The 13,213-nt window shown below is 72.4% G+C and carries 9 protein-coding genes; 7 read left to right on the forward strand and 2 right to left on the reverse strand.

Annotated elements, in window-relative coordinates; all coding sequences use genetic code 11:
- Positions 1-209: 209 nt before the first annotated feature.
- Positions 210-2,222: a TerD family protein gene (locus PV963_RS14250; RefSeq protein ID WP_274822019.1), complete on the forward strand. Its 2,013-nt coding sequence runs from the start codon at positions 210-212 to the stop codon at positions 2,220-2,222.
- 41 nt (positions 2,223-2,263) lie between these two features.
- Here the strand turns inward: PV963_RS14250 and PV963_RS14255 are convergent, their stop codons facing one another.
- Together PV963_RS14255 and PV963_RS14260 are read right to left on the reverse strand one after the other, a co-directional pair.
- Positions 2,264-3,508: a PucR family transcriptional regulator gene (locus PV963_RS14255; protein WP_274816055.1), complete on the reverse strand. Its 1,245-nt coding sequence runs from the start codon at positions 3,506-3,508 to the stop codon at positions 2,264-2,266.
- A gap of 2 nt (positions 3,509-3,510) precedes the next feature.
- Positions 3,511-3,663, reverse strand: a complete 153-nt coding sequence (locus tag PV963_RS14260; protein ID WP_010042314.1) for a hypothetical protein — start codon at positions 3,661-3,663, stop codon at positions 3,511-3,513.
- Positions 3,664-3,877: 214 nt separating this feature from the next.
- On the opposite strand from PV963_RS14260, the gene PV963_RS14265 reads away from it, so the two are divergent.
- The 6 genes from PV963_RS14265 to PV963_RS14290 all read left to right on the forward strand — a co-directional run bounded on the left by PV963_RS14265 (position 3,878) and on the right by PV963_RS14290 (position 13,203).
- Complete coding sequence (locus tag PV963_RS14265; protein ID WP_274816059.1) at positions 3,878-4,873, forward strand: DUF3068 domain-containing protein; 996 nt, start codon at positions 3,878-3,880, stop codon at positions 4,871-4,873.
- A 207-nt stretch (positions 4,874-5,080) separates the two neighbouring features.
- The gene (locus tag PV963_RS14270) at positions 5,081-6,232 is read left to right on the forward strand and encodes a glycosyltransferase family 4 protein (RefSeq protein ID WP_274816060.1); all 1,152 of its coding nucleotides are present in this window, start codon (positions 5,081-5,083) and stop codon (positions 6,230-6,232) included.
- Entirely contained in the window at positions 6,232-7,014 is a 783-nt protein-coding gene (locus PV963_RS14275) for a class I SAM-dependent methyltransferase (protein WP_425541019.1), read from the forward strand. Before PV963_RS14270 ends, PV963_RS14275 begins: the two co-directional genes overlap by 1 nt.
- The gene (locus PV963_RS14280; RefSeq protein WP_274816061.1) at positions 7,011-11,189 is read left to right on the forward strand and encodes an alpha-(1->3)-arabinofuranosyltransferase; all 4,179 of its coding nucleotides are present in this window, start codon (positions 7,011-7,013) and stop codon (positions 11,187-11,189) included. Before PV963_RS14275 ends, PV963_RS14280 begins: the two co-directional genes overlap by 4 nt.
- Positions 11,186-12,469 carry a condensation protein gene (locus PV963_RS14285; RefSeq protein WP_274816062.1) on the forward strand — a complete coding sequence of 428 codons (1,284 nt, stop codon included), beginning with the start codon at positions 11,186-11,188 and terminating at the stop codon, positions 12,467-12,469. The genes PV963_RS14280 and PV963_RS14285 overlap by 4 nt, the downstream gene beginning before the upstream one ends.
- Positions 12,466-13,203 carry a class I SAM-dependent methyltransferase gene (locus PV963_RS14290; RefSeq protein WP_274816063.1) on the forward strand — a complete coding sequence of 246 codons (738 nt, stop codon included), beginning with the start codon at positions 12,466-12,468 and terminating at the stop codon, positions 13,201-13,203. Before PV963_RS14285 ends, PV963_RS14290 begins: the two co-directional genes overlap by 4 nt.
- Positions 13,204-13,213: the final 10 nt, after the last annotated feature.

The following is a 13,213-nucleotide window of genomic DNA, read 5'->3' on the forward strand; positions in this document are numbered from 1 at the left end:
CCTGTGTCAGTGATATCAACGTTCGAGATATCAACAGGCGATCGGCATGACGAACACAGGCTAGCCATAGAGGTTTGCCCGGGCAATGGGCAGAGGACCGGCGGGCGGAAACCCACGAGCACACCACATGCACGTTCAGTGCACATTAAAGTGCCCTGTGTGCGACACGTCACAGGTGTCGCAAGGGTGGGGGGATCTCTGTGCGCGATATGACCATGGGCTCGAACGTGTCTCTGACGGCCCTGAGCGAGAACATCGAATCCGCGATCGTCAGTCTGGGCTGGTCCAGCCCGACCGGTGAGGGCGACGCCGACGTGTCCGTCCTGCTGCTGGACGCGGACGGCAAGGTACGCAGCGACGCCGACTTCTACTTCTACAACAACCCGGTGGCCGCCGACGGCAGTGTGCAGCTCCTCGGCAAGGAGCCGACGGGGGACGGCAGCGAGGACCGGATCAGCTTCGACCTGACCGCGGTCCCGGCCGAGGTGGAGCGGATCGTCGTGGCCGCGAGCCGCTACGAGGGGGCACGCTTCGGGGAGCTGGACGACCTGAAGGTGACGCTGGCGGACGCGGGCGGCGAAAGCCTCCTCCGGTTCGTCATCGAGGACGCCGGCCAGGTGAGCGCGATCATCTTCGGTGAGCTGTACCGGCGCGGTGAGGAGTGGAAGTTCCGGGCCGTCGGGCAGGGGTACGAGAGCGGGCTGGCGGGGCTGGCGACGGACTTCGGCGTCGACATCGAGGACGACGAAGCGGAGTCCGCGGCGGCGGTGGCGGAGGAATCATCCGCCGTCGTCCCTCCCGACGCCCGGCCGCAGACGACGCTGGAGGCCGTCCCGGCACCGCGCCCGCCGGCCGACGAGGAAGCCGCCCCGAAGAAGCGGACGCCCCGGCCCCGGACCGCGAAGAGGAGGGTCACACCGCCCAGGGCGCCCGCGAAGAGCCTGGCGGAGAACGAGTCCTGGAAGCAGGCGCGGCTCTTTCCGGTCTCGGCGCTCAAGGGCGACCGGGACCGGGAGATGCGCGCCACCTCGGTGCTGTTGTCGGTGATGGCCCAGGTGCCCCGGTTCGGCAGGCGGATCACCGCCCCGTTCGGTGCGCCGTCCGGCCGCATGGAGACGTTCACCGAGGTCTCCCTGCCGCACGGTGACACGCCCCGGCGCCCCGACGGAGTGATCCGCGTCGAGCGCGCCGGCAAGCTGTGGACGGCACTCGTCGAGACCAAGACCAACGGCAACGCCCTCAAGTCCGACCAGGTCCAGGCCTACATGGACATCGCCGCCCGCCGCGGCTACGAGGCCGTGATCACGCTGTCGAACGACGTCGCGCTGGAGGGCAGCCCGCTGGTCGACGTCAAGATCGACCGGCGTCGCAAGCACCAGGTGGCGCTCTGGCACCTGTCCTGGGCCGAAGTCGCCCATCAGGCCCAGATGCTGATCCGGCACGAGGGCGTCGGCAACGCGGCCCGCACCTGGCTGCTCCAGGACCTGCTGCACTACCTCCAGCACGACAACTCCGGTTGCCACGGCTTCCAGAACATGGGCTCGGCCTGGGTGCCGGTGCGCAATGGAATCGACGACGAGACCCTCTGCCAGGGCGACCCGCGCGCCTTGGAGGTGGTGGAGAGCTGGGAGCGGCTCATCCGCCAGGTCTGCCTGCGGCTGGGCGGCGAACTCGGACAGAAGGTGCTGCCCGCCCAGCGCACCCGGCGCGGCACCGACCCCGGGGCCCACCGCGCGCGGCTGGCCGACCAGTTGTGCGTGGAGGGCCGGCTCCAGGCGGAGCTGCGGGTCGAGGGCGCGCCCGGGCTGCTCACCGTCAGCGCGGATCTGCGGACGGCCAAGCTGCGTACGTCCGTGGAGATCCCGGCACCCGAGCAGGGCTACCCCCTGACCTGGGCCAAGCGTCTGGTCCGCCGCCTCGCCGAGGCGCCGGCGGATCTGCACGTCGAGACGCTGGTGGAGGGCCAGACGGGCGGCCCTCGGGGCACGCTGGAGCGGCTGCGGCCCGAACCGGCGGATCTGCTTCCCAAGGACAGCGCCACCCGCATCACCGGTTTCCGCCTGTCCCTCTTCAAGGGCATGGGCAGCGGGCGCGGCAACGCCGAGTCCGGCTTCATCCGCAGCGTCGACGACGCCGTGCACCGGTTCTACACCTCGGTGGTGGTCCACCTGGACGCTCCGGCATCCGGGCGGGCCACGGCGAAGGAACGGGCCGCGGTGTGACACCAGGGCGGCTGTGATCACCGCCGGGTGCGCCGCCCGGCTCACCGCCGCCCCCGCACCGCCCCCAACTCCCCCCGCAACCGCTGCGCCCGCAGCACCAGCTCCAGTTCGAAGCGCCGGTCGGGGTCGTCGATCTCGTCGCCCCACAGTTCCCGGATCTGGCGGAGCCGGTAGCGGACGGTCTGGGGGTGGACGCCGAGCCGGGCCGCGACCTCGGGCGCTCCGCCCCGGGTCTCCAGCCAGGCCAGGAGGGTCTCGGCGAGGCGGCGGCCGTGGGTGGGGCCGCAGTGGGTGAGGGGGGCCAGGCATCTGAGGGCCAGGTCGTCGATCAGTTCCTCGGGCTGGAGGAGGACCAGCGCCTCGGTGTGCTCGGTGCAGTAGAGGACCTCGCCCGAGGGGAGCAGGTCCCGTTCCATGAGGCGTACGGCGGCCTCGGCCCAGCGCAGCGACTTCGCCGCGTCGGTGAGCGGGACGGGCGGGCCGATCGCGCCGGACCAGCCGGCCAGGGCCCGGTGCAGGAGCTCGGGGCGGCCTGCCGCGTCCGGCTCGGGCACGACCATGCGGGGCTGCTCGTACTCCATGTCGAGCAGGACACCTTGGCCGACGGCGGGTGCCATGGCCTCGCGGGCGGGGCGCAGCAGGACGCCGACCGCGACCTTGGCCGGCAGGGGCCAGCCGATCCGTGCGGCCCGTTCGGTGAAGGCCTCGGTGGGGTCGCCGCGGTGGTGTTCGGCCAGCAGGAGTTCCATCAGGCGGCGTTGCAGGCGCAGGCGTTCGCCGGCCTGGCGGGCGGCGGCCTCGGCGTAGCCGCGTACGGACTGGTCGACCAGGCCGTCCAGGTACTCGTAGCCCGCGTCGACGAGTTCGTACATCGCCGGGGGCGGGATCTCCACGCGCTGGCCGATGTCGGCGAAGCGGCGCCAGGCCAGGCGCACGCCCATGCGGTAGATGGCCTGGAGGGAGTCGAGCGAGCGGCCGTTGAGGCCCTCGCCGCGGCCGAAGTCCTGGAAGACGCCGGGCGGGACGGTGGGCCGGCCCTCCGAGTGCTCCAGGTGCTGCACGAAGACCTCGATGGCGCGGCGGATGCCGACCAGGGCCATGGGCTCGCCGGAGTCGTCGAGGACGACCGGCAGATGAGGGTACTCGCGCTGGATCTCGCAGAGGATCTCCTCGGCGAGCGCGGGCGCCTCGGCCATGGCGATCGCCGCGAAGCGGCGCACCTGGAAGCGCGGTACGTCGTGCCATGCCGAGCGCGTCGTGACGGTTCCGGTGCGGGCGGCCGTCACCGTCAACTCCCCTGCCCGGCCTGCTCGTACGTGATCAGGGGGGTGTTCGGCTGGTCGGGTGTGGCTTCGAGCAGCGCGACGACGCCGAGCGCGGCGCCCACGGCAAGGGCGGCGGCGAGCGCGACGGTCAACGCGGCAGCCAGCAGTCTGGACATCGCAGGGTCAGCCTCTCTGTCCGGATTCGTCCGGAGATCGTCCGGAGGTTGCCCCACCCCGGCACCCCGTCCCTGCCTGTCGCGCCCAGTCTCGACAAGCATTGACACCCCGTCAAGAGCGTCCTACGGTTCCCGGCCCAGCCGCACGCGCACATCTCGCCGCCGTGCCGGCCCTCTCGTACGTCGAGCCGTCCCAAGCCACTGGAGTGCCCGGATGCGCCGTACTACCTCTCCTTTTTCCCTGGTCCTGCTGGGTCTCGGCACGTTCCTGCTGGTGCTGGCGCCACTGCTCGCCTGGTATGTGCAGCCGCGTGCCGCGGTGAACCCGATCGACATCGACACGACCGCCGTCTACACCGGCCGGGGCAGCGTCTTCGACACTGACCGGATCGAGACGGTGCCCGACCGGAAGATCACGGTGACCCAGCGGGTGCGGGGCAACGTCGAGGACAGCGAACGCAGCGGCAACGCCGTCTGGGACGTGACGACCACGGTCGACACCGACAAGTCGCTGCCGGCCGCCGACCCGCACGACGCGCTCGACTTCACACCGCACCGCTGGGTGATGGACCGCAGGACCACCCGGCCCGTGCACTGCTGCGGCGAGAAGCCGTACATCGAGGGCGAGGCCTATCTGAAGTTCCCCTTCGACGTGCAGAAACGCTCGTACCAGTGGTGGGACAACACCCTCGGCGACACGGTCGTGCTGCGCTACCGGGGCACCGAGAAGGTCCAGGGCTACACGGGCTACAAGTTCACCGGCTCCGTGCCGCCGACCAGGACCGGCACGCGGATGGTGCCCGGCAGCCTCGTCGACCAGCCCGGCCGGCCGCAGGTACTGGCCGAGGAGTGGTACTCCAACCACGGCTTCGAGCTGGTCGTCGACCAGGCCACCGGCCGGGTGATCTATGCGCAGACCGGGCCGAAGCGGACGCTGCGGGCGCCGGGCGGGAAGAAGGACGCGGCGGTGCTGCTGGACAGCCGGAAGGTCGCGTTCACGACCGAGACGCAGCAGGAGGCCGTGCGGCAGGCGAAGCGGGACAGCGGCCAACTGCGCCTGGTGGGTACGACGTTGCCGATCGGGGCCGGTGTGGCGGGTGTGGTGCTCGCGGTGGTGGGTGGCGTTCTGGTGGCGCGTGGGCGGAAGGAGCCGGAGCAGCCCGCTCCGTCCGATACGTCCAGTACGCCCCAGCCCACCCTCACGATGTGATGTGACGTCAGCTCTAACAAAGCCCGAAATTGTCACGCCGGTGAGTAGCCGTTGAGAACGTCCGGGCGAAAACTGTCCAACCCCACCCGAGCACAACCCGTCCACACTCCCCTCCCAGGAAGGGCTCAGGCCCCCCACAGCAAAACCCCCCAGAGCCGGACCTGCCCCCACGCTGAGTTCCGCACCCCGAGACGAGTTGGAGCACCCATGCCCCAGCACGTGCCGTCCCAGCTGCGTGCCGCGTCCCCCAGCGCGCCGCAGCACCTTCCGGCGCTTCCCCCACATCCGCGCCGGATCGTCTTCCTAGCCCATCGCGATCTGGACAACCCGTCCGCCGGCGGCTCCGAGCTGCTGGTCGACAAGCTCGCCGACGGCCTGACCCGGCTCGGCCACCAGGTGACCCTGCTGTGCGGGGGCCCCGCGGCCTTCCGGGACTACCGGGTCGTGTCGGCGGGCGGCCCGTACGGGCACTACCTGCGCGCCCGGTCGGCCTTCGCCCGCCAGGTCGGCGACTGCGACCTGCTGGTCGAGGTGTGCAACGGCATGCCGTACCTGGCGCCGCTGTGGCATTCCGGGCCCACGCTGTGCCTGGTCAACCACGTCCATACCGACCTGTGGAAGATGCGCTTCGGCGGGCCGCTGGCACCGGCCGCGCGGATCGGCCGAAGACTCGAACACTGGGCCCTGACCGGGGCTCAGCAGCGGAGTCTGCTGGTCGCGGTCTCCTCCTCCACCGCCCACGCGCTGCGCGCGATCGGCGTCGAGCGGGACCGGATCCGGGTCGTGCACAACGGGGTCGAGGAGCCGGGGCCGCGGGCCGAGCGCTCCCCCGAGCCGTTGTTCGTCGCCGTCGGCCGGCTTGTCGAGTACAAGCGGATCGATCTGCTGCTGCGGTTGTGGGAGCGGGTGCGGCCCGTCACCGGCGGGCGGCTGGTCATCGTCGGGGACGGCCCCGAGCGAGGAAGACTGGAGCAACTTGCCGGTCCTGGTGTGGAGTTCACCGGGTACGTGACGGAGGCGGAGAAGCATCGGCTGTTGTGCGCGGCCTGGTTGTTGCTGCATCCCTCGGCGGTGGAGGGATGGGGTCTGGTCGTGACGGAGGCCGCGGCGCGGGAGACGCCGGCCGTGGCGTTCGATGTGCCGGGGCTCAAGGACTCCGTGGTGGATGGTGAGACCGGGGTTCTCGCGCGCGGTGAGTCTTCGTTCGCCGCTGCGTGGTGTGCGCTCGGCCTGTCCGGGTCGCGGCGGGAGTTGATGGGGAAGGCTGCTCGGGAGCGGGCGGCGCAGTTCCGGTGGGACCGGACCGTGCGGCAGTTTCGGGCGGTGGCCGCGGAGGCGGTGAGGGGCTGGGCCCCGTGATACCGCCCAAGCGCGCACGCGGCGGAGCCGCACAGGTCACAGCCCCGCGCCCCTATGGAAACGACCCCTCCTTACGACGGTCTCTTGCCCTGTTCCGCGCCTTTCTCCATGAACAGGACGATCCCGAGAGCTGCTACTCGCTGCTCGCCCGGGACGCCGTCGACCAAGTCGAGTCCTACGACGGGCCCGTCGCCGGGCGTACCGTCCTGGACGTAGGCGGCGGCAGCGGTTACTTCACCGAAGAGTTCCGGCGACGCGGGGCTCAGGCCTACCTGTTCGAGCCGGACATGGCCGAGCTGGGCGAGAAACCGCCCGACTCCGCCGTCGTCGCCGACGGATACCTGCTGCCCCTGCGGGACGGCGTCGCGGACGTCACGTTCTCCTCCAACGTGCTGGAGCACGTGGCCGACCCGGAGACGTTCCTGAGTGAGCTGGCCAGGGTGACGCGGCCCGGCGGGCTGATCTACGTGTCGTTCACCAACTGGCTGTCGCCGTGGGGCGGGCACGAGTGGGCCCCGTGGCACTACTTCGGTGCCGAGCGGGCCCGGGCCCGCTATCTGCGGCGGACCGGCAGGCCCGCCAAGCACACGCTCGGCGAGAACCTGTTCGCGGTGCACATCGGATCCACCCTGCGGCAGGTGCGTGCCCGGGACGACGTCACGGTCGTCTCGGCGCGCTCCCGCTACTGGCCGTTCCTCGCGGAGGCCGTCGTCAAGGCGCCCGGCATCCGCGAGTTCGCCACCTGGAACCTTCTCCTCATCCTGCGGCGGTGCCCCACATGACAACCACGGTCCAGGCTCCTCCACCGGCAGCCGTCCCCACCACCGCGACCGCGGCGGGTCCGCCCGAGGGCCCGCGGTCGCGGCGCTGGCTGCTGGGTTTCTGGGCCGTGGTGTTCGTGCTGTTCCTGGCGGTGCGACCGGGACGGCAGACCTTCGACACCAAGCTCGGTGTGACGGTCGACCCGGGTCAGTTCCTCGCCGACCTGGGGCAGTTGTGGCACGACCGGGCCGGATTCGGCGGGATCCAGGACCAGTACGTCGGCTATCTGTGGCCGATGCTGCCGTTCTACTGGCTGTGCGACCTCGTCCAACTGCCGGTGTGGCTGGCGGAGCGGCTGTGGATGTCGCTGATCGTGTCCGTCGCCTTCTGGGGTGCGCTGCGGCTGGCCGAGCGGTTGCGGGTGGGCAGTGGTGCCTCCCGGCTGCTGGGGGCCGTCGCGTATGCGCTGTGGCCGGTGTTCACCACCGTCATCGGTTCCACGTCGGCTGCCGCCCTGCCCGGCGCGTTCCTGCCGTGGGTGCTGCTGCCGCTGACGAACGAGCGGTACGCCGCCCGGGTCGCGGCCCTGCGCTCGGCGCTGCTGGTGCCGTTCATGGGCGGCGTGAACGCCTCGGCGACGCTGGCGTCCCTGCTGCCGGTCGGGCTGTATCTGCTGTCCCGGCCGCCCGGGCCACGGCAGCGCAAGCTGATCGCCTGGTGGGCTCCGGCCGTGATCGTCGTGACGGCCTGGTGGTGGGTGCCGCTGCTGCTGCTCGGGGTCTACGGCGAGAACTTCCTGCCCTATATAGAGACGTCCCAGACGACGACGGACACCATGTCGGCGACCGAGGCGCTGCGCGGCGCCGGGAACTGGGTCGCCTATCTGCACTTCGGTGAGGCGTGGCTGCCCGCGGGGTGGGCCGTGGCCTCCTCCGTCGTCGTGATCGTGTGCTCGGCGCTCGCGGCCGGGCTCGGTCTCGCCGGGCTCGCCCGGCGTGACATGCCCGAGCGGCGGTGGCTCGTGCTGACGGTGCTCGTCGCGGCGCTGGTGCTGCTCGCCGGGTACGGCGGGGCGTTCGGGGCGCCGTTCCACGGGGTCGCGCAGGGCTGGCTGGACGGGTGGCTGTCGCCGTTCCGGAACATCTACAAGTTCCAGACGGGCCTGGCGCTGGCGTTCGTGCTGGGCCTGGCCCATCTGGTGGGTGTGGCCGCCGAGCCGCGCGGGGCCCGCCCGGTGCGCGGCCGGCGCTTCGCCCCCCTGGTCGCGGCGGTGCTGATCCTGCCGGGGCTGCTGTGGCCGTACCTCAACGGCTCGATCCTCAACCCGGGTTCCTTCCAGAAGCTCCCCACCTACTGGCAGGCCACGGCCGACTGGCTGGAGAAGTACTCGCCCGACTCGCGCGCCCTGGTCGTCCCGGCGACCGCCCACGGCGTCTACACCTGGGGCTCGCCCATCGACCAGCCGCTCGACGTGCTCGCCGAAACGCGGTGGGCGCAGCGCGACTACGTCCCCTTCGGCACGCCCGGCAACCGGCGCGCCATGGACGCCGTCGAGCAGGCACTGCTGTCCGGTGCCGAAGTCCCCGGTCTCGCCGACTACTTGAGCCGGGCCGGGCTGTACTACGTCGTCGTACGCAATGATCTCGACCCGGACCAGATCGGCCATGTGCCGACCACGACCGTCAAGCGCACCCTCGAACAGTCGGGGTACGAGCGGGTGACGGGGCTGGGGCCGGTCATGACCGGCGGCCGGATCGCGCAGGACGCCCCGCTCCAGGTCGAGGGGCTGTATCCGCGGCAGCGGGCGGTGGAGATCTACCGGCCCGCCGGGGACGACGTGCTCCGGCCCGGGCAGGCGGGACTCATGCCGGTCTCCGACACGGCCGTGGTGTCCGGCGGCCCGGAGGCGCTGCTGCCGCTGGCGTCCCGGCTGCGCGGGCGGGCGACCGTCCTGACCGGCGACAACCACCCGGGGCTCGGCACCCCTGCGGTGCAGGTGGTGGGCGACGGGATGCGGCGCGCCGACACCCGGTTCGGCGTGGTCAACGCCGGTACGTCGTACACGTACACCCGCGACGAGCGCAACGCGCCCGACGCCCAGCAGGACCCGGGCGAGAAGCCGCGCCAGATCCTGCCGACCGAGGGCGCGGAGCGCCAGACGGTGGCCGAACTGCGCGGCGCCCGCTCGGTGACGGCCTCCTCGTACGGCAACTGGCTCTTCCACCTGCCGCAGTTCGACCCGGTGAACGCCTTCGACGGCAACCCGGACACCGCGTGGACGGAGGGCTCGCCGGACACGCCGGACGGGCAGTGGCTGCGCATCGGCTTCACCGGCTCCTACGACATGCCGTCCTCCTTCAAGGTCACGCCGCTGCCGCAGGAGAGCGTGCGGGCGGCGGCGACGAAGGTGCGGGTGGAGACGGAGAAGGGCGCGCGGACGAGCTTCCTCCGGCCGAACGGCATGGCGCAGAGCGTCAAGGCGCCCGAGGGCGGCACGCGGTGGATGAAGCTGACGATCGTGGACTCGGTGGAGCGCCGGGCCGGGCTCACCGGCGCGGGCTTCTCCGAGATCGACCTGCCGGACGTGCAGGTGACGCGGCTGCTGCGGCTCCCGACGGACGCGGACGACGCGACATCGGACGCCACACTCGTCTCCCTGCACCGGGCCTTGGACCCGACCGGCCTCTCCGCGACCGGCACCGAGGCCGGCCTGCACCGCCGCTTCACGACACCGGCCGCCGGGACGTACGAGGTGACGGCGAGCGCGGTGCCGGTGCCGGGCGAGGAACTCGACCGGCTGCTGTACGAGGTCGCGCCCGAGCAGCAGTCCCGGATCGTCGCCACCGCCGACTCCACGGCGAGCCTCGGCGCGGGCCTCGCAGCACGCAACCTCACCGACGGCGACCTGACGACGGCGTGGATCGCGGGCGACCGGCCGACGATCCACCTGAGCTGGGAGGGCAAGCAGCCGGTCGGCGAACTCGTCCTGGCCCCCGCGGGCGGCCTGTCCACCCGCGCCTCCCAGGTGCACATCAGCTCCCCGGACGGCGCGACGATCGCCGGCGTCGACGAGAACGGCTGGGTCCGCTTCCCGCCGATCACCACGGACCGGCTCGACATCACGGTCACCGAGACCGCCCCGCTGACCCTGCACAACCCGGTCGCCGACGAGAAGCTGCGCCTCCCGGTGGGCCTCACGGAGGCGTACATCCCCTCCCTCGACCAGTACCGCACCCCGCAGCCGGACGGCACCCGCAAGTTCTCCCTGCCGTGCGGCAAGGGCCCCGACGTGGCGCTGGACGGCGAGCTGTACCAGACGAGCGCGAAGGGCACGGTGCGGGACCTGGTGGAGCGGCGGGGCGTGGAGGTGACGCTCTGCCAGGAGGGCCGGGGCGACGCCGAGGTGCGGCTGTCCTCGGGTGACCACCGTCTGGAGGGCGGCGACGCGGGCCCGCTCGCGCTCACGGACGTGACCCTGACCCGCGGGACGGTCCCGGAGGCCGCCGTGGCCGGGCGTGAGCTGCGGGTGAGGGACTGGCTGGGCGACCGGCGCGAAGTGGCGGTCGGCTCGGGCGCGGCCTCCTACCTGACGACGTACGAGAACTACAACGACGGCTGGAAGGCCACCCTCGACGGCAAGGAACTCGCCCCGCTGCGGCTGGACGGCTGGCAGCAGGGCTGGCGGATCCCGGCCGGGGCGGGCGGCACGGTCAAGCTGTCCTACGAACCGGCCACCACGTACGACGCCGGGCTGATCGGCAGCGGCGTCGGTATCGCGGTGCTGCTGGGCCTGGCGCTCTGGCGCCGCAACGCCCCCAACCCCGACGCACCGCAACCGGCCCCGCCGCTGCCCGGCCTGTGGCTCGGCACGGTGGCGCTGACGCTGGTCGGGGCGGTGATCGCGGGCTGGCTCGCGCTGCTGGTCCCGGTTCTGGCGTTGCTCGCGGCCAGGCGGCACGCGCTGCTGGTGCCGATCGCGTTCGTGGCGCTGGCGGGAGCGGGGGTGGTTGCCGCGATCGGGGCCGGGGAACCGGTGGGCGCGGGCGAGGGAGCGTTCGGCCGTACGGCCCAACTGCTGGCGTTGATCGGCTTGTTCGCGGGCCTGGTGAGCCTGCGCGAGGGGCCCTCGTCCTCGGAGGCACCGACCCGGCAGTTGCCCAGGACCACGGACACGGGGAAGGGCGAGCCCGCATGACGGCACCGGTACGCATCCCGTTCCCGGTGGTGGACGAGGTGTCCCGGCACTGCCTCCAGGAGCAGGAACCGGAAACGGTCCACATCGAGGTCCACCTCCCCGGCCCCGTCGACCGGACCCGCCTGCGCAAGGCGTTCACGGAGGCACTGCACCGGCATCCACGGATCCTGATGCGGGAGGCGAAAGGGCCGTGGTACCGGCGGCGCTACGAGTGGGAGCTGACGCCGGAGCCCGATGTGGAGGTGGTGACCTTCGCCCCTCCGGGGCCGCGGGCGCTGCAGGACGCCAGGACGCGGGCCCTGACGGAGGCGCCACCGCTGTCGGTGTCCCCGCCGATACGGCTCGAAGTGGTGGACTCGGTCCTCTTCCTCACCATCAACCACACCGCCCTCGACGGCCCGGCCTGCCTCCGCATCCTGGCCACGGCCGCCGAACTCTACGGAGGGAGGGACAACGCACCGGCGGCACCCCCGGTCCGCCCCGCAGAGCCCCGGCATGAACCCTCGGACACCCCCACCACCTGGTCACCCCCCGCACGGGTGGCGCCAGGCACCCCCGACCCCTCCCCCGGCAACGGCATGCTCGTCACCGAGCTCCCCCTCCCCCACCGCCCCAAGGGCTCCCCCTACACCGTCAACGACCAGCTCATGGTCACCACGGCCCTGACCATCGCCCACTGGAACAGGGAACACGGCACCCTCCCCCACTCTCGGCTTCGCTCGAGCGGGGGGACCCCCATCCGCCCCCTCCGCATCACCATGCCCGTGGACGACCGCCCCCGCGACACCACGATGCCCATCGGCAACGGCACCCGCCTGGTGGAAGTCCCCTTCGCCCCGGCCGAGTTGGACCACCCGGACATGTCCGCCCTGCTCCGGCGCACCGCGGAGCGCACCCGGACGCTGAAGGCCCTCCCCCGCCCCCAACTGGGCCACGGCGCCGCCCTCCTCACCGCGCCCTGGGCCCCCGTCGCCGCCCGCGCCGCCCTCACCCGCGCCCTGCGCCGGGCCGCCGCGCCCTGGACGTCGACCACCCTGCTCAGCAACATCGGCCGCATCCCGTACCCCCTGGACTTCGGGGAGGAGACGGGCCGCGCGCACGCGGTCTGGTTCTCGGCGCCGGCCCGGATGCCGCGCGGCCTCACCGTGACCACCGCCTCCACCGCCGGCCGCCTCCACCTGGCCCTGCGCTGGTCCCGGGCCCTGCTCAGCCACGGCGACGGCGCCCACCTCCGCGACCTGTTCGAGCACTATCTGCACACCACGGAGGTGACCCCGTGACGAGCGTCCCCGCCCGGCCCCCTGAGTTGCGTGACTTCTACGAGAACCCGGCCGTCCCCGTCGCCTCCGGCACCCCGCGCAGCGTCCGCCAGGCCCGCATGCTGGCCGCGGCCCTCGGACCGGCCACCACCGGTCACGCACAGACAGTCCTCGACATCGGCTGCGGCGACGGCACGGCCGCCGCCACCGCCGCGCCCTTCCTGCCCGGCCACCGCGTCATCGGCGTTGACTGGTCCCAGGACGCCCTCAGGCGCGCCCGCACCCGCATCCCGTACGCGGTCCGCGGCGAACTCACCGGCGGCGGGCTGCCGTTCGCGCCGGAGTCGGCCGACGCCGTGCTGTTCAGCGAGGTGATCGAGCATCTCGTCGACCCGGACGCGGCGCTCGACGAGATCCGCAGGATCCTGCGGCCCGGCGGGCATCTGATGCTGTCCACGCCGAACCTGGCCGCCTGGTACAACCGCGCGTTGCTGCTCGCCGGCGTCCAGCCGGTCTTCTCGGAGGTCAGCCTGCGCGGCATCCACGGCCGCCCGGGCCGGGAGGTCGTAGGACATCTGCGCCTCTACACCGCCCGCGCGCTGCGGGAGTTCGTCGCCGCGTCCGGGTTCACGGTCGTGACGCTCGAAGGCGCTCCCTTCCACGGCGTACCGCGCCCGCTGCGGCCGCTGGACCGGCTGGCCTGCGCCCGGCCGCAGCTCGCGTCGATCCTGCTGCTGCACGCCAGGAGGACGTAGCCCATGTGGT

Source organism: Streptomyces coeruleorubidus (genome assembly GCF_028885415.1).
Classification (GTDB): domain Bacteria; phylum Actinomycetota; class Actinomycetes; order Streptomycetales; family Streptomycetaceae; genus Streptomyces; species Streptomyces coeruleorubidus_A.

Coding starts and splice junctions, on each gene's coding strand:
- PV963_RS14250 (WP_274822019.1), top strand. CDS start 210: ATGACCATGGGCTCGAACGTGTCTCTGACGGCCCTGAGCGAGAACATC.
- PV963_RS14260 (WP_010042314.1), bottom strand. CDS start 3,663: ATGTCCAGACTGCTGGCTGCCGCGTTGACCGTCGCGCTCGCCGCCGCC.
- PV963_RS14265 (WP_274816059.1), top strand. CDS start 3,878: ATGCGCCGTACTACCTCTCCTTTTTCCCTGGTCCTGCTGGGTCTCGGC.
- PV963_RS14270 (WP_274816060.1), top strand. CDS start 5,081: ATGCCCCAGCACGTGCCGTCCCAGCTGCGTGCCGCGTCCCCCAGCGCG.
- PV963_RS14280 (WP_274816061.1), top strand. CDS start 7,011: ATGACAACCACGGTCCAGGCTCCTCCACCGGCAGCCGTCCCCACCACC.
- PV963_RS14285 (WP_274816062.1), top strand. CDS start 11,186: ATGACGGCACCGGTACGCATCCCGTTCCCGGTGGTGGACGAGGTGTCC.